Annotated in this window: 18 protein-coding genes; 10 read left to right on the top strand and 8 right to left on the bottom strand. The window is 64.8% G+C overall.

Annotation, left to right across the window (positions count from 1 at the left end):
* Nucleotides 1-2 precede the first annotated feature (2 nt).
* From hisG to G8O24_RS29765, 4 genes are all read left to right on the top strand, one after another.
* A complete protein-coding gene (gene hisG / locus G8O24_RS29780) occupies nt 3-980 on the top strand; it encodes an ATP phosphoribosyltransferase (RefSeq protein WP_188105600.1) in 978 nt (325 codons plus the stop codon).
* Nucleotides 981-1,079: 99 nt separating this feature from the next.
* On the top strand, nt 1,080-2,171 hold the full coding sequence (locus G8O24_RS29775) for a glycosyltransferase family 2 protein (RefSeq protein ID WP_188105599.1): 1,092 nt from the start codon (nt 1,080-1,082) through the stop codon (nt 2,169-2,171).
* Nucleotides 2,168-3,013, top strand: coding sequence for a ChbG/HpnK family deacetylase (locus G8O24_RS29770; RefSeq protein WP_188105597.1), 846 nt, complete (start codon nt 2,168-2,170; stop codon nt 3,011-3,013). Before G8O24_RS29775 ends, G8O24_RS29770 begins: the two co-directional genes overlap by 4 nt.
* Before the next feature lie 149 nt (nt 3,014-3,162).
* On the top strand, nt 3,163-3,987 hold the full coding sequence (locus G8O24_RS29765) for a DUF2076 domain-containing protein (RefSeq protein WP_188105595.1): 825 nt from the start codon (nt 3,163-3,165) through the stop codon (nt 3,985-3,987).
* A gap of 70 nt (nt 3,988-4,057) precedes the next feature.
* On the opposite strand, the gene G8O24_RS29760 is transcribed toward G8O24_RS29765, so the two are convergent.
* Entirely contained in the window at nt 4,058-4,888 is an 831-nt protein-coding gene (locus G8O24_RS29760; protein ID WP_188105594.1) for a L,D-transpeptidase, read from the bottom strand.
* 312 nt (nt 4,889-5,200) lie between these two features.
* On the opposite strand from G8O24_RS29760, the gene G8O24_RS29755 reads away from it, so the two are divergent.
* Nucleotides 5,201-5,986, top strand: coding sequence for a protein phosphatase CheZ (locus G8O24_RS29755; RefSeq protein WP_188105592.1), 786 nt, complete (start codon nt 5,201-5,203; stop codon nt 5,984-5,986).
* 163 nt (nt 5,987-6,149) lie between these two features.
* Here the strand turns inward: G8O24_RS29755 and G8O24_RS29750 are convergent, their stop codons facing one another.
* Complete coding sequence (locus tag G8O24_RS29750; RefSeq protein ID WP_188105590.1) at nt 6,150-6,671, bottom strand: hypothetical protein; 522 nt, start codon at nt 6,669-6,671, stop codon at nt 6,150-6,152.
* A gap of 318 nt (nt 6,672-6,989) precedes the next feature.
* Between G8O24_RS29750 and G8O24_RS29745 the strand changes: the two genes are divergently transcribed.
* The 3 genes from G8O24_RS29745 (at nt 6,990) to G8O24_RS29735 (ending at nt 10,380) form a co-directional block, all read left to right on the top strand.
* Nucleotides 6,990-7,286, top strand: a complete 297-nt coding sequence (locus G8O24_RS29745) for a co-chaperone GroES (RefSeq protein WP_014491914.1) — start codon at nt 6,990-6,992, stop codon at nt 7,284-7,286.
* A 115-nt stretch (nt 7,287-7,401) separates the two neighbouring features.
* A complete protein-coding gene (gene groL, locus G8O24_RS29740; RefSeq protein WP_188105589.1) occupies nt 7,402-9,033 on the top strand; it encodes a chaperonin GroEL in 1,632 nt (543 codons plus the stop codon).
* Nucleotides 9,034-9,174: 141 nt separating this feature from the next.
* Nucleotides 9,175-10,380, top strand: coding sequence for a hypothetical protein (locus G8O24_RS29735; protein WP_188105587.1), 1,206 nt, complete (start codon nt 9,175-9,177; stop codon nt 10,378-10,380).
* 144 nt (nt 10,381-10,524) lie between these two features.
* On the opposite strand, the gene G8O24_RS29730 is transcribed toward G8O24_RS29735, so the two are convergent.
* Together G8O24_RS29730 and G8O24_RS29725 are read right to left on the bottom strand one after the other, a co-directional pair.
* Nucleotides 10,525-10,923 (bottom strand): META domain-containing protein, encoded by a 399-nt coding sequence (locus G8O24_RS29730; protein ID WP_188105585.1) that lies wholly within the window; start codon nt 10,921-10,923, stop codon nt 10,525-10,527.
* A gap of 131 nt (nt 10,924-11,054) precedes the next feature.
* Nucleotides 11,055-12,719 carry an L-lactate permease gene (locus G8O24_RS29725; RefSeq protein ID WP_188105584.1) on the bottom strand — a complete coding sequence of 555 codons (1,665 nt, stop codon included), beginning with the start codon at nt 12,717-12,719 and terminating at the stop codon, nt 11,055-11,057.
* Nucleotides 12,720-13,034: 315 nt separating this feature from the next.
* On the opposite strand from G8O24_RS29725, the gene G8O24_RS29720 reads away from it, so the two are divergent.
* The gene (locus G8O24_RS29720) at nt 13,035-14,798 is read left to right on the top strand and encodes an ABC transporter ATP-binding protein/permease (protein WP_188105582.1); all 1,764 of its coding nucleotides are present in this window, start codon (nt 13,035-13,037) and stop codon (nt 14,796-14,798) included.
* 270 nt (nt 14,799-15,068) lie between these two features.
* Here the strand turns inward: G8O24_RS29720 and G8O24_RS29715 are convergent, their stop codons facing one another.
* The 4 genes from G8O24_RS29715 to G8O24_RS29700 form a co-directional block, all read right to left on the bottom strand.
* Nucleotides 15,069-16,073, bottom strand: coding sequence for a TorF family putative porin (locus tag G8O24_RS29715; RefSeq protein ID WP_188105580.1), 1,005 nt, complete (start codon nt 16,071-16,073; stop codon nt 15,069-15,071).
* A 423-nt stretch (nt 16,074-16,496) separates the two neighbouring features.
* The gene (locus G8O24_RS29710; RefSeq protein ID WP_188105577.1) at nt 16,497-16,829 is read right to left on the bottom strand and encodes a hypothetical protein; all 333 of its coding nucleotides are present in this window, start codon (nt 16,827-16,829) and stop codon (nt 16,497-16,499) included.
* A 70-nt stretch (nt 16,830-16,899) separates the two neighbouring features.
* Nucleotides 16,900-18,222: a glycolate oxidase subunit GlcF gene (glcF, locus tag G8O24_RS29705; protein ID WP_188105575.1), complete on the bottom strand. Its 1,323-nt coding sequence runs from the start codon at nt 18,220-18,222 to the stop codon at nt 16,900-16,902.
* Entirely contained in the window at nt 18,219-19,457 is a 1,239-nt protein-coding gene (locus G8O24_RS29700; RefSeq protein WP_188105573.1) for an FAD-binding protein, read from the bottom strand. The genes glcF and G8O24_RS29700 overlap by 4 nt, the downstream gene beginning before the upstream one ends.
* A 234-nt stretch (nt 19,458-19,691) precedes the next feature.
* On the opposite strand from G8O24_RS29700, the gene G8O24_RS29695 reads away from it, so the two are divergent.
* Complete coding sequence (locus G8O24_RS29695) at nt 19,692-20,027, top strand: putative quinol monooxygenase (protein WP_188105571.1); 336 nt, start codon at nt 19,692-19,694, stop codon at nt 20,025-20,027.
* Nucleotides 20,028-20,077 lie beyond the last annotated feature (50 nt).

The following is a 20,077-nucleotide window of genomic DNA, read 5'->3' as shown; positions in this document are numbered from 1 at the left end:
TCATGAGCGCGCCGTTCGTTCTGGCCGTTCCCTCCAAGGGCCGCCTGCAGGAAAACGCGGAAGGCTTCTTCGCCCGCGCCGGGCTCAAGCTGTCGAAGGCCGGCGGCGCGCGCGATTATCGCGGCACCATCGCAGGCCTGGATAACGTCGAAGTGGCGTATCTGTCGGCGAGCGAGATCGCCTCGCAGCTGTCGCGCGGCTTCGCCCATCTCGGGGTTACCGGCGAGGACCTGGTGCGCGAGACCATCGCGGACGCCGACAAGCGCGTGTCGCTGATCGACGGGCTCGGCTTCGGCTATGCCGACGTCGTGGTCGCGGTGCCGCAGGCCTGGATCGACGTCCGCACCATGGCGGATCTCGACGACGTCACCACCGGCTTCCGCGAGCAGCATCACATGCGGATGCGGGTCGCGACCAAGTTCGTCAACCTCACCCGCAGCTTCTTCCAGAGCCACGGCATCACCGATTACCGCATCGTCGAGAGCGCGGGTGCGACCGAGGGCGCGCCGGCGGCCGGCAGCGCCGAGCTGATCGTCGACATCACCACCACGGGCGCGACGCTCGCCGCCAACGGCCTGCGGGTGCTCGACGACGGCGTGATGCTGCGCAGCCAGGCCAATCTGGTCGCCTCGAAGCACGCCGACTGGTCGCCCCAGGCGCTCGAGACCGCGCGCGTCATCCTCGACCACATCGCCGCACGGGCGCGCGCCAATAAATACCGCGAGGTCCGGACCCGCTTCCGGCAATGCGACGCCGCGCTGCTCGGCGAAGCCCATAGCCGGTTCGGCGTCGAAGCCCCGTTCGGCGGACCGACCTCATCGGGCATGCTGACGCTGCACTGCCCACCCGGCCAGCTCTATGCGCTGGCGAGCTTCCTGCGCGAGCATGGCGCCGAGACCGTCTCGGTGGTCTCGCTCGACTACGTGTTCGACCGGGAGAACCCGCTGTTCGCCAAGCTCGAGGCCTTCCTGCGGCGCTGAGCCCACAGATGTCGAGCCGGTCCGTTCAGCGTAGCGACAGCAAGCGACAGCTACCATATGCTGCCCAGATAACCTTGAATGCCTCTGGAACCCCAATCGATGACGCTGGGCTCTGACGTTTCCGCCCTGACCACCACCGCGGCAAATGCGGCTGCGAAGGGGCTGTCGATTGTCGTCCCCGTCTATAACGAAGCGGCGGGCCTCGCCTCGCTGCACCAGCGCATCTGCGATCTCGCCAGGAGCTTGCGGCAACGCTATCGCCTGCCTTGCGAAGTCGTCTATGTCGACGACGGCAGCGCGGATGCGACACTGTCGATCGCGCGCGGCCTGCCGGCCGATGCGATCGACGTCCAGGTCGTCTCGCTGTCGCGCAATTTCGGCAAGGAGGCGGCCCTGATGGCCGGCCTCGACCACGCCCGCCTCGGCGCCGTCATGTTCATGGATGGCGACGGACAGCACCCGCCTGCATTGATCGAGCAATTGGTGCAGCACTGGATCGATGACGGCTACGACGTCGTCTATACCGCCAAGGCGCATCGCGACAACGAGACGTTGCTGCGCCGCGTTGCCGTGCACGGCTTCTACGCGCTGATCAACTGGGGCGCGCGGCAGAAGATTCCGGAGGATGCCGGCGACTTCCGCCTGCTCTCGCCGCGCGCAGTCACGGCGCTGCGGCAGCTGCCGGAGCGCAACCGCTTCTTCAAGGGGCTGGCGAGCTGGATCGGCTTCCGCCAGATCCGCGTCGATTACGAGCCGGCGGCGCGCGCCCATGGCGTCACCACCTTCAACGCTGCGCGCCTGCTCGGCCTGTCGATCGAGGGCCTGACGTCGTTCTCGGTGGCGCCGCTGCGCTTCGCCAGCCTGCTCGGCGTGCTGCTGGCCGCCGTCGCCTTCCTGTTCGGCCTGTCGATTCTCTGGGAAGTCTTCACGACGGGCAAGCAGGTGCCCGGCTATCCCTCGCTCGTCGTCGGCCTGATGACGATCGGCGGTGTGCAGCTGATCATGATCGGCATCGTCGGCGAATATATCGGCAAGATCCTCTCCGAGCTGAAGGCGCGTCCGATCTACTTCGTCGCCGAGCACAGCGAAAAGCATTTTGAGGCCGACAAGGCCCGGGACACTTCGAGCCAGGAGGCTTCGAGCCAGGATACTTCAAGTCAGGACGCATCGAACAGGACCGCGGCCGAATGAGCGCGGCCGCGAGCCTGCGGCGGATCTGGCTCTGCGCCGACGATTACGGCATCAGCCCGGGTGTCAACCGCGCCATCCGCGACCTGATCGAACGCGGCCGCCTCAACGCCACCTCGGCGATGATGGTGGGGCCCGCGATCGAACGCGGCGAGGTCGAAGCGCTGCAGCAAGCGGCGGCGGCGAGCCCACGCTGCGCGATCGGATTGCATGTGACGCTGTCGGCCCCGTTCCGCCCCCTCACCATGCATTTCCGCCCCTTGGACGGCGACATGTTCATGGCGTTTCCGAAGCTGTTGCGCGCCGGACTTCTGCGCCGGCTCGATCCTGAATTCTTCCGCAACGAAGTGAGAGCGCAGCTTGCGGCCTTCGCGGAGGCCTTCGGCCGTACGCCCGACTTCGTCGATGGCCATCAGCACGTGCAGCTGTTTCCACAGGTGCGGGACGGCTTCGTCGAAGCCGTCAGCGAGATGGCGCCCAAAGCCTGGGTCCGGCAGGGCGGCCGCGGCCTGCCGCTGGCACAGCGGTTCGCCTCGCCAAAAGCCATGGTGCTCGACGTCCTCAGCGCCCAATTCCGCCGCCGCGCGAGGCGCGCCGGCCTTGCCTTCAACCCTGCGTTTGCCGGAGCCTATGATTTCACCCGCGCGGCCGATTTCGGCGAGCTGATGCGGCAGTTCCTGGAGGGTCTCCCGGACGGCGGCCTCGTGATGTGCCATCCCGGTTTCGTCGATGACGTCCTCACCGGCCTCGATCCGATGACCGATGTCCGCGAGCGCGAGCACGCCTATCTCGCAGGCGAGGCCTTTGCGCAGCTGCTCGCGGCCAGCCACGTGACATTGGGATGAAACCGGCCGGCGCAAGCCATGAGGCTGGATCATGGGCTGAATCACGGGGCTGGATGTCGCATACCGAAATTTAATCCTGCCGCCACTGTTGGGGCCACAATGGAACCCTACATCCCGCTTGCGCTTGTTTCGCGCGAGGGAGACTGACCATGACGCCGCAGGAACGCCAGCTCGTCGACGAGCTTTTCGACCGGCTTTCGAAACTGGAAAATGCACCGCGCGATCCCGACGCGATCGCCGCAATTTCGGACGGCTTGCGCAAGGCCCCCGGCGCCGTCTATGCGCTGGTACAGACCACGCTGGTGCAGGACGAGGCGCTCAAGCGCGCGAATGCCCGCATCCAGGAGCTGGAAGCGGCCCATGCGCCGGAGCAGCCGCAGTCCGGCGGCTTTCTCGACACCATGCGGGACACGCTGTTCGGTTCGAGCCAGTCGCGCGGCTCGGTTCCGAACGTGCCGCCGCGTGACTCCCGACCGGTCTGGAACAGTGGCCAGGCGATGCAGCAGGCCCAGCCGGGCTATGGCGCGCCGCCGCCTTATGGTCAGGCTTACGGGCAAGGCCAAGGATATGGACAAGGTTACGGCGCTCCGCCGGTCGGCGGTGGCGGCGGCTCGTTCCTGGGCACCGCGGCGGCAGCCGCGGCCGGCGTGGTCGGCGGCTCGCTGCTGCTCTCCAGCATCCGCGGCATGATGGGCGGCGGATCGCATCAGGCGTTTGGCGACACCACCATCATCGAGGAACGTGGTGGTGGCACCCCCTGGGGCGGCGACCAGTCCGACAGCTCGCTCGCCCGCGATGCCGGCCTGAACGACATCGGATCGAACCGGGATTCCCGTCAAGGTTTGTTCGACCAGACGTCGAATGATCGCGACAACGACGATCCGGGCTACGACAACAACGACAACGGCAATACCGACATGGCCGACGACAGCGATTTCGGCGGCGGCGACGACGGCGGCAGCGATTACGCATAAGGCTGCGCGATAGCGCCAAACAAGAACGGCCGCCATCGAGGCGGCCGTTCTTTTGTCGCGCGTCAGGAGATCACATCACCACGACCTTGGTGCCGACATTGACGCGGCCGTAGAGATCGATGACGTCCTCGTTGCGCATGCGGATGCAGCCGGAGGAGACGTTGGTGCCGATGGTCCAGGGCTCGTTGGAGCCGTGGATGCGGTACAGCGTAGAGCCCAGATACATCGCGCGCGCACCAAGCGGATTCTCCGGGCCGCCCTCCATGTGCCTGGGCAGATCGGGACGGCGCGCGATCATTTCCGCCGGCGGCGTCCAATCCGGCCATTCGCGTTTTGCCGTGATCGACTTCACGCCGGTCCAGGTGAATCCTTCACGACCGACGCCGATGCCATAACGCATCGCGCGGCCGTTGCCCTCGACGAGATAGAGGAACTTGTTGGTGGAATCGACCACGATCGTGCCGGCGCTTTCCTTGCCGCTATAGTCAACAAGTTGTTTCTCGTATTTCGGATCGAACGGACGCTGCCGCGGATCGATCGGCTCCTGCTGGTAGCTCGCGCCCTGCTGATAACCACCTTGCTGATATCCACCCTGCATCTGCGGCTCGCCCGTCGGCGGCAGGCGGCGCGGATCGGCGTAGGCGGGCTGCTGCTGATAGATCGACTGCTGCGGCGCATAGGCCGGACCGCGACCGGGACCATCGCCGAACAGGAACTCGATGAAGCCGCCGCCCATATTGGCATTGGAGGCGACGCGCACCGGCGCCGGCGGCACACGCGGCTGGTAGATCACCGCGGGCGGATCGTTCGGCACGGTATTGTCGAAGGCGCTGGCGCTGGTAGCGCCGACGAGGAAGGCGCAAGCGCTGCCGAGCAGCGCCACAGACATTTTCTTGAACATCGACGTACTCTGTACTGTTTCGTCTCGTTGCATTCGCCACCGGACGCGCTGACTGATCGCGTCCTCGACGTGGTCAATAAAGAGCAAACTCCGTTTCGTTTGGTAAACGTATCGGGCGTTTGGATTCACCACGTCGCGAGCAACGGGCCAATTCGGCGATCAGCGTTTATTTTCGGTGAAGGCGCGCGCCGCATGGTTAATCGCCGGTTTGCACGCCGTCGTGCGCGACCGCTTTCTCAGTTCCCGCTGTGAACCTCGTGTTAAAGTGCTTCTGCCTACAAAGACGCGTGAAAGAGGTGGGGGAGTATCCTGATGGCTGTTCACCGCAAGCGTTTTCGTGTCGAGGATATCGTTGGTGGCGAGATGCCAGTTCTGGACGTGACGGAAGAAGCAGGCCCGATGCATAGCGAGATCATGGCGGAGCTACGTGCGATCCGCGCACAGATGGCGAAAGGCGCAGTTGCTGCCCCGCTGTCCGGCAGCGCAGCGATGGCGGCGATCGACGCCTCCACGGCGCATGAACTCGCCGAAGCCCGCACCATGCTCGAGACCTACCGGGCGCAGATCGAACAGTGCGAGAAGCTCAAGGTCGAGCTCGATCTCATTCATGACGCCATCGACCGCACCAAGCGCGAAATCGCGACCCTGCACGGCAAGAGCTTCGACGGCGGCGAGATGGCCAAGGTCAATGGCGAGCTCGGCGCGGTGGTCGGCGGCACCGAACAGGCGACACAGCAGATCCTCGAAGCCGCGGAATCGATCGACCAGGCGGCAAGCGCCATGTCCAAGGTGGACTCGATCGATCAGCAGAAGCGGCTCGCCGACGACATCCAGGAACGTGTCATCTCGATCTTCGAGGCCTGCAACTTCCAGGACCTGACCGGCCAGCGCATCAGCAAGGTCATGACCACGATGAAGTTCATCGAGCAGCATATCAATGCGATGATGGACATCTGGGGTGGCGTCGACGCGATCAAGGCCCATGTGCCCGCCCATGTCGACAGCCGCAGCGACGACGAAAAGCTCCTCAACGGCCCCAAGCTCGCCGGCGACGCCGGCCACGCCTCGCAGGACGATATCGACGCGCTGTTCGACTGAACGAGCGCGACGGAGACGTAAACAAAACGCCGGCCCGAGGGCCGGCGTTTTTTGTTTCTCGTCATTGCGAGCAGCGAAGCGACGAAGCAATCCAGGCTGCCTCCGCGGAAACAGACTGGATTGCTTCGCTCGCAATGACGAGTGGTTAGGCCCGAACGCCGCCTCACGCCCGCGGCGCGCAGCGGACATAGACCATGTTGCCGTAGCGGGTGGCGGCGTCCTTGTCGACGAAGCGCGTGATCATGACGCGGCCGTCGAAGGAGACGATCTCGCGGTCCTGCTCGCCCGGGGTCGGGCCGGAGGGGCCGATATAATTCTTGCCGCTCGGCGAGCCCTTCAGCCGCAGCTCCTGGGGCGTCGCCTGGTCGGCCAGATGCATGACCACGCCGCCGGACGTTCCGGCGCCGATCACGTAGGGATTCTTGCACTGGGCGCGCGCGGCCGCCTCGGTGCGGGCACGGTCGGCCGGGTTCTGGAACGAGGCGAGGCCCCAGCGGCCGACGATCTCGTCGGCGCGGATCGAGGCCGGCATTTCTGGCGCGGTACCGGGCTCGGCCTCGGGCGCCGGCTGGGACGAGGAGAAGGACGGCAGGCTGAGGCCGCCGCCGCAGGCGCCGAGCAGCAATGCCAGGCAAGAGGCCGCGGCCAGGTTGGCGACCGTGCGCGCGTGAGCTGAACTGATCATGGCATTCCCCCGAACAAGACCATGGCCGCACCCCTCCCGCAGCCAAGCGCAAAACCGCTGCCGGAGCAATGACGTCCTTTGATACGCCGGAGCCCCGAACAAGTTTCCAATGCCACCATCCTATATCCGCCTCACCAATCGCTTAACCACCTTTGCTTGACAGGATCGCAGCCAAGCCATATCCCCTGCGCACTATTAGCACTCGGAAAGACCGATTGCTAAGCGCGCCGTTCGACCCTCGGGACGAGGAAGAACGGCAGCGCCGCTCTCACCCACGTCCGCTGCTTATCGAAAAGCGAGCCTCCAAAGGGAAACGTCATGGCTAAGTCCAAATTTCGTCCGCTGCATGACCGCGTCGTGGTCAAACGTATCGACGCCGAGGAAAAGACCAAGGGCGGCATCATCATTCCCGACACCGCCAAGGAAAAGCCGTCCCAGGGCGAAGTCGTCGCCGTCGGCCCCGGCGGCCGTGACGAGGCTGGCAAGCTGATCCCGATCGACCTCAAGGTCGGCGACCGCGTGCTGTTCGGCAAGTGGTCGGGCACCGAAGTCAAGATCGACAATGAAGAGCTCCTGATCATGAAGGAGTCGGACATCATGGGCGTGATGGCCTAAGGCCATTCCCCTGAACGCCCGCTGAATGCCGTGCCCGGACCATCAGGTCCGGGCATCCATCATTCCGCCCGGCATCACCAGACATCACATCACGATACATCAAGGATTGCAGACAATGGCTGCCAAGGACGTCAAATTCTCCGGAGACGCGCGCGATCGCATGCTGCGCGGCGTCGACATTCTCGCCAACGCCGTCAAGGTGACGCTCGGTCCGAAGGGCCGCAACGTCGTCATCGAGAAGTCGTTCGGCGCGCCCCGCATCACCAAGGACGGCGTCACCGTCGCCAAGGAGATCGAGCTCGAGGACAAGTTCGAGAACATGGGCGCCCAGATGGTGCGTGAGGTCGCCTCCAAGACCAACGACCTCGCCGGCGACGGCACCACCACCGCGACCGTGCTGGCTCAGGCCATCGTGCGCGAAGGCGCCAAGGCGGTTGCCGCCGGCATGAACCCGATGGACCTCAAGCGCGGTATCGACAGCGCGGTTGCCGCCGTCGTCAAGGACATCGAGAAGCGCGCCAAGCCCGTTGCGGCCTCCTCCGAGGTCGCCCAGGTCGGCACCATCTCGGCCAACGGCGATGCCGCCATCGGCAAGATGATCGCACAGGCGATGCAGAAGGTCGGCAACGAGGGCGTCATCACCGTCGAGGAAAACAAGTCGCTCGACACCGAAGTCGACATCGTCGAGGGCATGAAGTTCGACAGGGGCTATCTCAGCCCGTACTTCGTGACCAACCCCGAGAAGATGACCGCCGAGCTCGAGGACGCCTTCATCCTCCTGCACGAGAAGAAGCTGTCCGGCCTGCAGGCCATGCTGCCCGTGCTGGAAGCCGTGGTGCAGTCGGGCAAGCCGCTCGTCATCATCGCCGAGGACGTCGAGGGTGAAGCTCTCGCCACCCTGGTCGTCAACCGCCTGCGTGGCGGCCTCAAGGTCGCCGCCGTCAAGGCGCCGGGCTTCGGTGATCGCCGCAAGGCCATGCTCGAGGACCTCGCGATCCTGACCGGCGGCCAGCTGATCTCCGAGGATCTCGGCATGAAGCTCGAGAACGTCACGGTGAAGATGCTCGGTCGCGCCAAGAAGGTCGTGATCGACAAGGAGAACACCACGATCGTCAACGGCGCCGGCAAGAAGCCCGACATCGAGGCCCGCGTCGGCCAGATCAAGGCCCAGATCGAGGAGACCACCTCGGACTACGATCGTGAGAAGCTCCAGGAGCGCCTCGCCAAGCTCGCCGGCGGCGTCGCGGTGATCCGCGTCGGCGGCGCGACCGAGATCGAGGTCAAGGAGAAGAAGGACCGCGTCGAGGACGCGCTCAACGCCACCCGCGCCGCGGTGCAGGAAGGCATCGTCCCCGGCGGCGGCGTCACGCTGCTGCGCGCCAAGAAGGCGGTGGGCCGTCTCACCAACGCCAATGCCGACGTGCAGGCCGGCATCAACATCGTGCTGAAGGCGCTGGAAGCTCCGATCCGCCAGATCTCGGAGAACGCCGGTGTCGAGGGCTCGATCGTGGTCGGCAAGATCCTGGAGAACAAGTCCGAGACCTTCGGCTTCGACGCCCAGAACGAGGACTATGTCGACATGATCGAGAAGGGCATCATCGACCCCGCCAAGGTGGTGCGCACCGCACTCCAGGACGCCTCCTCGGTGGCTGGCCTCTTGGTGACCACCGAAGCGATGGTCGCCGAGATGCCGAAGAAGGAAGGCCCGCCCGCCATGCCCGCCGGCGGCGGCATGGGCGGCTTCTAAGCCCATCCTCACCTGACGAAGTTGCGAAGGCCGCCTCCGGGCGGCCTTCTTTTTTGCAGATCATGCCGCACGCTTTCCGATTCAACCGACGGCCAAAAGCCACTACGGTGGCGCGCCGATTCTGATTTGAGGATTTCGTCAATGCGCGCGCTTTTTCCAACGGCTGTTCTGGCGACCCTGCTCGTCATGTCTCCGGGGCTCGTATCCGCCCAGATGAAGCTGTCGCCCAAGGCCACGGCGCCCGGCGGCATCGAAACGCGCTATTTCACCTCGATCGACGGCCTGATGGACGGCAATGCCGACGTGATCCTGAAGGAGACGCGGCAGGGCAAGACGGTCACCGCAGCCGTGCTCGACGTCTGCTACCCCATTGCCAAGAACTCCGACCGCAAGGACCGCTTCGTCGTCAATCTCCAGGTCTCCGGCCAGACGCTGACCGGCACCACGCAGAGCCTCGGCGCGAAAGCGCCTGTCACGGTCAAGCTTGCCCGCAAGCCGACCGGCGACACCTTCGAGTTCCGCGGCCAGATCGGTATCGGCCAGACCGTGACCGAGGTGACCTCGCCTGATAATGCCGATCTCAGCGAGAAGGAGTTTCTGGACAACCAGACCACCGACGACGGCATTACGCCGCAGCCGAAAGATTTCACCGAAGTCTCGCCGGAGGCGATCGCGGTCAAGGTCAAGCTCGATGCCGCGACCGACTTCCTGAAGAGCCTCAAGGGCCAGGACGTCGAGGTGACGCTGGCAAGCCTCAGTGTCGGCTGCGACGCGCTGCGCGCCGGCGAGCAGACCATCAACATGTCGGTCGACCCGGAGCGGGCGGCCGCACTGCTCGCGAAATTCAAGGCGATGCCGGGCATTACGGCCGCCGGCTGGACCGCAGGCCTTGCCGAGATGGACCGGACCGTCCGCCTGCCCGCCGCCGACTGGCGCGACGGCGACAAGATCAACCGCGACAAGCTCGCGACCGCAGTGGCTGGCGTGCTGAGCAAGACACTCGCGGCAAAGCCTGTTGCGCAGAGCTTCAGCCCCTCAACCGGCAAGCTCAAGCTGGTGTTCAAGCGGCCGAACCAGGATTTCCCGGCGCTCGAGCTCACCGACACGATCGAGGTCTTCGGCCTCATCTCCGCCGACAAGCCGGGGACATCAGACAAACTGATGGTCTGGATCGGCAGCCCCTCGACCACCACGGCCGACGAGAGCACCGGCGCAAAGCTCAACGTGTCGGAGGATGCGACGACCGACGAGGAGGGCGAGCAGCCCGACGACAACGGCTCGATCGAGGCGCTCGCCAGGGAGCTGAAAGGCCAGCGCTGGGACGCCGACAAGTCGGTGTGGAAGTGACGTGAGCTCCCGTGCCCCTTACGCAGCGCGACAGCGCTGCAGAGCCGGGGCCCAGAAGCTGCAGGCGAAGTCGTGGATAGGCTCTGGGTCCCGGCTCTGCGGCGCATCGCTTGCGCGCTGCGCCTTGCCCGGGACACGGAATAGCTAATTCCCGTTCGTCCGGAACCGCAGCGTCTTCGGGCCGATCAGCGTCAGCACGTCACCCTGGCGCTTCCAGGTCTCGACGGCGGCGAGCGCTGCGACGAGTTCGTCATCGGCCTGGGCTTTGGCCGGCGGGCAGGAGCGATCCTGGATCTGGCCGGGGACGAAGATCACGGTGTTGCCGGCGACCGAGAACTGGCCCTTGCCGCCCTTGCACCAGAGCTCGAGCACGACCTCGCCATTGTCGCCGATCTCGATGTTCGGGATCCGCTTCGAGCCCGGCTGCGGCACGGCCTCCAGCGTCATCTCGGTGCCGAAGGGAAAGCCGTCCTCGGCCTTCACGGCAACCGACATCGACAGCACCGCGACCGCCGCACACACCACCCGCTTCAACGACACCATGAGACCTCTCGACCGACCCGATTCGCCCGGTCTTCTATAAGACGACAGAGGCTCTGAGAAGGTTCGTCTGTTCAACACGCAAAAATCCCCGCGGGAGGGTCCCGCGGGGATTTCGTCGAAGCCGGGTGGCGCTACTTCAGGACCAGCTCCGTGAACGGATAGACATAGGCCTGCAGCGTCACGAACACGCCGACGAGGCAGGCCAGCACGATCGAGTGCCAGAACACGAAGCGTAGGATGGTGCCTTCGTGGCCGTACCAGTTGGTGGCGGTCGAGGCGACGACGATCGATTGCGCGTCGATCATCTTGCCCATCACGCCGCCGGACGAGTTCGCCGCCGCCATCAGGATCGGCGAAAGACCGAGCTGCTGCGAGGTGATCTTCTGGAGGTTGCCGAACAGGATGTTCGAGGAGGTATCCGATCCGGTCAGTGCCACGCCGAGCCAGCCGAGCAGCGTGCCGAAGAAGGGATAGAGCACGCCGGTCGCGGCGAAGGCGAGACCCAGCGTCGCATCGACGCCGGAGAGGCGCGTCAACGTGCCGATCGCGAGCATCGCCGAGATCGTGATCAGGGAGATCGCGCAGAGCCTGATGGTGCGGCCGTATTCAACCAGCAGCCGGCCAGGACCGACGCCCATCAGGACGCCGGAGATGATTGCCGCGATCAGCATGCCGGTGCCGGTGAAGGACAGATAGGTGAAGCCGAACACCGCCGCCTCCTTGGTCGGCGCGGGCGCCACCGGCGGCATCTTGTTGATCATCTGGTGCAGCTCGGGAACGGCGTAGTTCCAGGTAAAGATGCCGTTCGCCCAGGTCTTGAAGGCCCCGTTGCCCCAGATCAGCATCACGACGCAGACGATGATCCATGGCAGCAGGGCGCTGAACACCTCGCTTTGCGTCAGCGGCGTCTTGTCGATTGGCTTGGCCGTGGCCATGGTCGCTGCCGATTCATCGCGTCCGCGCAGCGCCGGCGAGAGCCAGAGCTGCCTGGGCTGCCAGACCTTCAGGAACAGAATCAAGGCGCCCATCGAGATCAGCGACGCGCCGATGTCGACGATCCAGGGATTGACGTAGTTCGAGATCACGAATTGCGGGACCGCGAACGACACGCCGGTGACGAGGACCGCCGGCCAGACGTCCTTCATGCCCTTCCAGCCGGCGAAGGCCCACACCACCCAGAACGGGACGATCAGCGAGAACAGCGGCAATTGCCGTCCGACCATCGCACCCAGGATGTAGGGATCGAGCCCGGTGACCGAGGCGAGGCCCTGGATCGGCGTGCCCAGCGCGCCATAGGCGACAGGCGCGGTGTTGGCGATCAGCGACAGGCCGGAGGCCGCAAGCGGCGAGAAGCCGAGGCCGATCAGCACCGCGCCGGTGATGGCCACCGGCGTACCGAAGCCCGATGCGCCCTCGAAGAAGGCGCCGAACGAAAACGCGATCAGCAGCAATTGCAGCCGCCGGTCCTCGGTGACGCCCCCGACCGCGCGCTTGAGCAACTCGAAGCGCCCGGTGGTCACCGTCACCTGGTAGAGGAAGATGACGTTGAGGACGATCCAGCCGATCGGGAAGAAACCGGTCACGATGCCGAGGATCGAGGCGCGGATCGACATGTTCACCGGCATGGTGAAGACGAAGATCGTGATGAGGTTGGTCACGATGACCGCGATGACGGCCGCGATGTGAGCCTGAACGCGCCCGCTCGCGATCAGGACCAACAGCGTGACGACGGGTATCGCCGCCGCGATGGTGGACAGCACCGGGCTGTGCAGCGGGTCATAGATTTGATTCCACATGGTCTTCCTCCCCCACGCATGTGTGAGGCAGGCGGCCCGCGTGGACAGCCGATCCTGCTTGACGCTGCAAGCGATAACCCCCGAGCCGGACACGAATTCCTCGCGAATGCGGCGGTTCCCGTCCGCTCACAAGCTCGCGAAATCCCGGAGGCCCCCACCCCGCGCCGTTGAACCCATGCTAGGGTTGCCGGCCCGGACAAGCCAACGCTAATTGCAGACTTTGCGACTTTAGTCTAAGCGCGCTGATTTCGGCCCTTGCCGCAACGGTCTGGCTGCAGGCATTTGCGCACAGCCCCCACCAGGAGATCCCGCTCTGTGAAGAACCTCTGCGCTACGCTTGCGATCGTCTGGCGAATCGCCGGCCCGTATTTCCGATCGGAAGACAAATGGGCCGGCCGCGGCCTGCTCGCCGTCGTCATCACGCTGGAGCTGACGCTCGTCGCAATCAACGTGCTGCTCAATCAGTGGCAGAACCGGTTCTACAGCGCGCTCCAGGCCTACGATCTGAATGAGTTCGTCATGCAGGTCTGGATCTTCCTCGGTCTTGCCTTCGCTTATGTCGCCGTGGCCGTTTACAAGCTTTATCTGAACCAATGGCTGCAGATCCGCTGGCGCCGATGGTTGACGCAACACTATCTCGGCGAATGGCTCGACGGCGCCACGCATTACCGCATGCAGCTGAAGGGCGACGCCGCCGACAACCCCGACCAGCGTCTCACCGAGGACGTCACGAACTTCGTCGAGCAAACGCTCTTCCTCGGCCTCGGCCTGCTGTCGTCGGTCGTGACGCTGGCTTCGTTCGTCGTCATTCTCTGGGGCCTGTCCAACAAGGCACCCTTGCATATTTACGGCACCGATATCGTCATCCCGGGTTTCCTGGTCTGGTGCGCGCTCGCCTACGCGCTGCTGGGCACATTGCTGACAAATTGGATCGGCGTGCCGCTCATCAATCTCTATTTCGAGAAACAGCGCTACGAGGCCGATTTTCGTTTCAACCTGCTCCGCGTGCGTGAAAACTCCGAGCAGATCGCACTCTTGAAGGGAGAAAACGCGGAGCGAGGTCATCTGCTTCAGCGCTTCGGCCAGGTCATCAGCAACTGGTATGCGATCATGAGCCGGACCAAGCGCGTCACCGCCTTCACGGCGAGCTACAGTCAGGCTGCGACGATCTTTCCCTATGTGGTGGTTGCGCCCGCCTATTTCGCCAGAAGCATCCAGCTCGGCGACATGATGCAGACCGGCTCGGCCTTCGGCCAGGTGCAGGATGCGCTGTCCTTCTTCGTCGCGAACTATCGACAAATCGCCGAATGGCGTTCGATCGTCGCCCGTCTCGACGGGTTCGAGATGTCGGTCGATACGGCGGCAAACCTGCCGATGCATGAGGCGACGATCGAGCTCGAGGCGGCAGGCGGCAGCCGCAATGTCGGTCTCGAAAAGCTGTGCGTGAACCTTCCCAACGGCAAACCGCTGGTCGCAGCCGACGGCTTCACCATCCAGGCGCCGGAGCGCGTGCTCGTGACCGGCCCGTCCGGCTCGGGCAAATCGACGCTATTCCGCGCCATCGCCGGCATCTGGCCGTTCGGCACCGGCACCATCATGGTGCCGGCCCAGGCAAAGCTGATGATGCTGCCGCAACGTCCCTATTTCCCGATCGGTGCGCTGGGCGACGCCGTGATCTATCCCGCAGCCCCCGGCGCATTCCAGGCAACGCAGGTTCGGGATGCGATTATCGCGGTCGGCCTGCCCGACCTCGCCGAACGGCTCAGCGAAGACGGCCATTGGAATCGGATGCTGTCGCTCGGCGAGCAGCAGCGCCTGGGGCTCGCGCGCGCACTGCTGCACGCGCCCGACTATCTGTTCCTGGACGAGGCCACCGCCTCACTCGACGAACCGTCCGAGGCCCGGCTCTACCGCCTGCTGGCGGACAGGCTGCCGCAAGCCACGATCGTTTCGATCGGCCATCGCTCGACGCTCGACGCCTTCCACACCCGCAAGGTGACGGTGGTGGAGGATGGAGCCATCCACGTCCTGGGCGAGGCCGACGCGGCGGCCGAGCCGGAGCCGAGCGCGGCGCGCTGAGGCACGGGCCGCGCCCCTCGTCGCGTCGCAAGAACGGGATGGGCGGCTTCCCTATCGCCTCCAGGCGCCCCCCAACTCGGACCTCGTCATTGCGAGGAGATCTTGCGACGAAGCAATTCAGACTGCTGCCGCGGATAGATTCTGGATGGCTTCGCTGCGCTCGCAATGACGGTGCGTGCAGCGACGGTGCCGTTCTCCCACGCACACTCCTCCAAAACAAAAGGGCGGCAGATTGCTCTGCCGCCCTCGTCAGTCCTCTCGGGACCAGTCTTACTTCAGGTTGGTCATCGCCGTCAGGTCGAAGGACAGCTTGGCGATACCCGCCGCGCCGCACCAGTTGGAGCCAGCGCCGCCCGGGTTGATCGGGGTGACGTTGGTGGTGCCGGTGGCGTTGAAAGCGCTGGTGAAGGCGTTGCAATCACCCTTGTTCAGGTCGGTGTCGGAGTAGCGGAGATCCAGCGTGAACACCTTGTAGGTGAAGCCGATGCCGACGTTCCAGGTGTTGTAGTCCTTGTAGGGAATGCCGTTGGCAAACACCGTGCCCGGACCGGTGCCGTAGAAGCGATCCGAAGTGCCGAACCACTGGCGGCCGAACTCACCCGACACGTACATGCCGACGCCCGAGGGGCCGAACACCGTGCTGGGCGCGGTATACTTGGCGGTCACCGAAGCGTAGTTGCCCCAGGCACCCGAGTTCAGGAAGTTCGGCGAGTAGTACTCGTTCACGCCGACGGCCCAGTTGTCGTTGATGGTGTAGTTCAGCTTGGCGTAGCCTTCGAAGAAGCTGACGTTCTTCTTCATGACGTTGCCGTCGGCGAGGAAGATCGTGGTGGTGCTGACGGCGCAAACGCCGCCGCCGGGAACGCCGCCGGTGAGCACGTTGTCGGCGCAGCTTCCGCCCGGATACAGGTAGCCCCAGATACCGAAGTCGAAGGCGAAGGCGCCGAAGGTCGGGCGGATACCGCCGTAGACGTCGACCTCAGCCGCGGCGCGGTTGGCGAAGGAAATGCTCTCAGCGGACACACCGGCGTAGAGCTGGAGGTCCTTGTTGATGTTGTAGCGCGGCTCGAAATAGGCAGCGACCGACGGCTGGTGGTTCGACTGGGTCACACCGCGGAAGATGTAGTCACTGACCAGGGCGCCACCGAAGGCGATATCCCAGGGATCGAAGGCGGGCGCCGGGGGAGCCTTCAGGGCCTTCACGTGCAAATCTGCCGCGAAAGCCGAACCCGCCACCATTGCCAGCGCCGTTGCCAACAAAGTCACTTTTTTCATTTCGATCCCCATCACAAGTTCTAAACCCCGATCGAGCTCCGGAAGCCCCCCGGGGGCCCGACCTGATTGCAAATTTCGTAACTGAGGCAATCTGGATGGACGGAGGCAAAGCGGGAAGCAAAAAACACCGGCATCTGCCGACTTTTTGGGCGTTTTGACGATTCCACGAAAGGTTGTCGGCCGGTGTTGCTTCTCGATCACATTATTTTCACCCCAAAGTGCACAGCGGGCCCCGGGATACTACGTAGGCCGACAGCTCCGTGGCGCAGGCGCCACGAATCAACTGACTCAAAAACGGGCACCCTCCTGTTACCGGGGTGGCGATGCAAAAAGGCCGCAGCATCGCCGCTGCGGCCTTCCTGTGATCGATGAGGTCTGGGAGCAGCCCCTGGGTCCAGCCTTGGTCCGAGCTCGGACCCGACCCTATCCTTCCCCCGGTGTCGGTCCCGCAGAAGACGAAGGCATCGCCCAGCTTGTCTCGGCCGCAGGCTCTGGAGCCGGCGCGGCCATGGGGGCCGCCGGCTTCGGCGCGGGAGCTGCCTTCGCCTTCTTCGGAGCCGCTTTCTTCGCAGTCTTCTTGACGGCCTTCTTCGGCGCCGCCTTCTTGGCTGCCTTCTTTGGTGCGGCCTTCTTGCCAGATTTCTTCGCTGACTTCTTTACCGACTTCTTGGCCGCCTTCTTCGTCGCCTTCTTTGCGCTTACGACCTTCTTGGCCTTTTTGGCCTTCTTGCTTTTCTTCTTGCTCGCTTTCGCCATCGTGGTCCTCCTGTTGCCGCCGAACAATGGTCGATCGGGCGCCCTTCGGCCGTCACCTCAAGGCGAAAGCTCAGCGCGACGGATTCAATGCCGGCCGCGACCCGCCCGTAGCCCAATCGAGAAGCTCAATCGTGTGCACGACCGGAACTGACGTGCCACTGGCAATCTGCACCATGCAGCCGATATTGCCCGCGGCAATCATGTCCGGCTTGACGCTTGCGATGTTGGCGACCTTGCGATCGCGCAACCGGCCCGCAAGCTCGGGCTGGAGAATGTTGTAGGTCCCCGCCGAGCCGCAACACAAATGGCTCTCAGGCACATCTTTCACCACGAATCCATTCTTGGAAAGCAATTCTTTCGGAAGGCCTGTGATTTTCTGCCCGTGCTGCAACGAACACGCGGAGTGATAGGCAACGACGATGTTGTCCTGCTGCATGCTTGGCGCGAGAGCAAGACCGGCGACGTATTCGGTGATGTCCTTTGCGAGCGTCGACACTTTTGCCGCATCGGCTGCGAAGACTTTGTCCTCGCGCAGCAGATAGCCGTAGTCCTTGATCACGGTGCCGCAGCCTGAGGTCGTCACCAGAATGGCGTCGAGCCCCTCGCCTGCAACCTCTTTCTGCCACGCCGTGACGTTGGCGCGCGCCCGCGCCAGCGCATCTTCGTCATGACCGAGGTGATGGGTGAGCGCGCCGCAGCATTGCTCGTCCTTGACCAGCACGACCTCGATGCCATGGCGGGTGAGCAGGCTGATGGCGGCCTGGTTGATACGCGGCGCCAGCACCTGCTGGGCGCAGCCCTGGAGCAACGCGACCCGGCCGCGCTTCTTGCCGAGCGCCGCGAACACGCTGCCCGGCAACGCACCCTGCGCCGGCAGCTGGTTCGGCGCCAGCGCCAGCATCGCCTTGAGGCGCGGGATCAGGCCTGGCGTGGCCGAGGGCCGCGGGGTCGGCAGGAAGACGGCAAGGGGCCGGGCCAGCTGTGCCAGCCGCATGCTGATGCGAAACCATTGTGGGTCCGGCAGGACGAAGGCGAGCAGGCGGCGCAACAGCCGCTCGGTGAGCGGCCGCTGATAGCGCTGCTCGATCCTGACCCGGGCCTGGTCGACCAAGTGCATATAGTTCACGCCGGAGGGACAGGTGGTCATGCAGGACAGGCACGACAGGCAGCGATCGACGTGCTTGACCACGTCGGCCGACGGCGTCTGGTCCTTCTCCAGCATCTCCTTGATCAGATAGATCCGGCCGCGCGGGCTATCGAGCTCGTCACCGAGCAGCACGTAGGTCGGACAGGTCGCAGTGCAGAAACCGCAATGGACGCAGGCGCGCAGGATCTTGTCGGCTTCCGCGATGTCGGGGTCGGCAAGCTGGGCGAGCGAGAATTCGGTCTTCATACCGTGGCGCCTCGCGTCAATCGGCCTCGGTTGAGGATGGATTTCGGATCGAAACTGGCGCGGACCCGTTCGCTGAGGGCGGCGATGCCTGGAGCCTGCGGGTGGAACACGTCGACAACGTGCCTGACGTCCTCGCCCGCCCGGATCAGCGTGGCATGCCCACCGACGGCATCCGCCCGCCGGCGAACGGCCGGGGCGTGCGCATCGTCCGTCGGCGGCAGCGCCGCCCAGATCAGGCCGCCGCCCCAATCGTAGATGACCTCGCCGCCGGTCTCCCGCGCCAATTGCGTGCCGAGCGCCGCGCCCGAGGCCGGCGGGCAGATGATCCGCCATACCGGCCAGGCGCCAAGCCCGCCGTTTGCGGCGAACGGCAGCACGTCGCGGATGACGGCCCACAGCGCAGCCGAGGCTGCATCCTCGATCAGGTCCGCGGTTCCGAATGGCGCCAGCAGTTCGCGCAAGGAGCCGGCGCGATGGCTGGCCGAGGCGGTGATGCCCTCGAGCCGCAGCATCGTCAGCGCCTCGCCCTGACCGGCAATGTCGCCAAGCCCATCGGCCTTGGCCCGGAAAGCTGATGTCGGCAGATGGGCGGCGGCAGAAACGTCGAAGGGCGAGCCGAGGGCCGCGGTCATCGCCTTGTTGGCGGCGGCATCGTCCAGGCCGCGCAGCAGCAGCGTCCGCTCGGCTTCCGGCTTCGGCATCACCTTGAGCGTCACCTCAGTCATGACAGACAGCGTGCCCCAGGACCCCGAAAGCAGCTTGCAGAGGTCGTAGCCGGTGACGTTCTTGACCACCTTGCCGCCGGTCTTGAAGCTGTCGCCGAAGCCCGAGACGGCGTGCGCCCCCAGGAGATGGTCGCGCACCCCGCCCGCCCGGATCCGGCGTGGGCCGGCCAGACTTGCTGCGATCATGCCGCCGATGGTGCCCGATACGGGCGTGCCGAGCAGCGGGGCTGTATTGACAGGCTCGAAGGCGAATTGCTGGTTCTTGGCATCGATCAGCGACAGCACGTCGGCGAGCGGCGCGCCGGCCTGCAGCGTGACGATCAGTTCATTCGGCTCGTAGGACGTGACGGCATTGAGCGCGGACAGATCCAGCACGGCATTGGTCGCCATCGCGTGCCCGATGCTGCGCTTGCTGCCATGGCCGACGATCTCGAGCGGCTGCTCATTGGCAATCGCCGCGCGCACCACCTCTTCGACGTCTTTGGCGTCTCTGACCCTGAGCGTATCCACGGGAGAAGGCGGTAGCGAAATTCGCCGCCAAAATCAAATCTGACGTGACGCCATCTCTGCTCGCCGGCGCATTGGGAACGCGCCGCAGACCGCAATAATAGTTCGATCACGACCGAAGCGTTCACGACATCGACACTTCGATCGCCGGCGAACCAAAGCGGGCAGGCCGTCGCTACAAATCTGCGCCGATCGCACTGGAGACCATGCGATCGGGACAGACAAGGAGGAACCGCCATGAACCACTACGCCACGCAGAAATCGATCAGCGACGCCGTCGATGGCGGCGGGCTGCTGGTGGTCGCGCAATGGGAGGCGAAGCCCGGCGAGGCCGACAGAATTGCCGGGATCCTCGATCGCTTCCTGCCGGAGGCGCAGCGCGAGGACGGCGTCAAGCTGTTCCTGATTTCGCGCGCGAAGGACAATCCGGCCCAGTTCCTGTTCTACGAGCTGTTCCGGGACGAGGCCGCCTTCAAGGCGCATCAGGAAAGCGCGCACTTCAAGACCTACATCGCTGGCCAGGCGCTGCCACTCTTGGCAAAGCGCGAGCGGGCGCAATACGGGCTGCTGTGAACGCTCGTGGAGAGAAGCGCTCGCATCGCAAGTGCTTCTCTCCGCAAAAC

The sequence above is a fragment of the Bradyrhizobium campsiandrae genome (assembly GCF_014529705.1).
Classification (GTDB): Bacteria; Pseudomonadota; Alphaproteobacteria; order Rhizobiales; family Xanthobacteraceae; genus Bradyrhizobium; species Bradyrhizobium campsiandrae.
This window is presented reverse-complemented; position numbering and strand designations above follow the sequence as displayed.

Coding starts and splice junctions, on each gene's coding strand:
- G8O24_RS29770 (WP_188105597.1), top strand. CDS start 2,168: ATGAGCGCGGCCGCGAGCCTGCGGCGGATCTGGCTCTGCGCCGACGAT.
- groL (WP_188105589.1), top strand. CDS start 7,402: ATGGCTGCCAAGGACGTCAAATTCTCCGGAGACGCGCGCGATCGCATG.
- G8O24_RS29750 (WP_188105590.1), bottom strand. CDS start 6,671: ATGATCAGTTCAGCTCACGCGCGCACGGTCGCCAACCTGGCCGCGGCC.
- G8O24_RS29745 (WP_014491914.1), top strand. CDS start 6,990: ATGGCTAAGTCCAAATTTCGTCCGCTGCATGACCGCGTCGTGGTCAAA.
- G8O24_RS29725 (WP_188105584.1), bottom strand. CDS start 12,719: ATGTGGAATCAAATCTATGACCCGCTGCACAGCCCGGTGCTGTCCACC.
- hisG (WP_188105600.1), top strand. CDS start 3: ATGAGCGCGCCGTTCGTTCTGGCCGTTCCCTCCAAGGGCCGCCTGCAG.
- G8O24_RS29775 (WP_188105599.1), top strand. CDS start 1,080: ATGACGCTGGGCTCTGACGTTTCCGCCCTGACCACCACCGCGGCAAAT.
- G8O24_RS29695 (WP_188105571.1), top strand. CDS start 19,692: ATGAACCACTACGCCACGCAGAAATCGATCAGCGACGCCGTCGATGGC.
- G8O24_RS29710 (WP_188105577.1), bottom strand. CDS start 16,829: ATGGCGAAAGCGAGCAAGAAGAAAAGCAAGAAGGCCAAAAAGGCCAAG.
- G8O24_RS29755 (WP_188105592.1), top strand. CDS start 5,201: ATGGCTGTTCACCGCAAGCGTTTTCGTGTCGAGGATATCGTTGGTGGC.
- G8O24_RS29735 (WP_188105587.1), top strand. CDS start 9,175: ATGCGCGCGCTTTTTCCAACGGCTGTTCTGGCGACCCTGCTCGTCATG.
- G8O24_RS29760 (WP_188105594.1), bottom strand. CDS start 4,888: ATGTTCAAGAAAATGTCTGTGGCGCTGCTCGGCAGCGCTTGCGCCTTC.
- glcF (WP_188105575.1), bottom strand. CDS start 18,222: ATGAAGACCGAATTCTCGCTCGCCCAGCTTGCCGACCCCGACATCGCG.
- G8O24_RS29765 (WP_188105595.1), top strand. CDS start 3,163: ATGACGCCGCAGGAACGCCAGCTCGTCGACGAGCTTTTCGACCGGCTT.
- G8O24_RS29715 (WP_188105580.1), bottom strand. CDS start 16,073: ATGAAAAAAGTGACTTTGTTGGCAACGGCGCTGGCAATGGTGGCGGGT.
- G8O24_RS29730 (WP_188105585.1), bottom strand. CDS start 10,923: ATGGTGTCGTTGAAGCGGGTGGTGTGTGCGGCGGTCGCGGTGCTGTCG.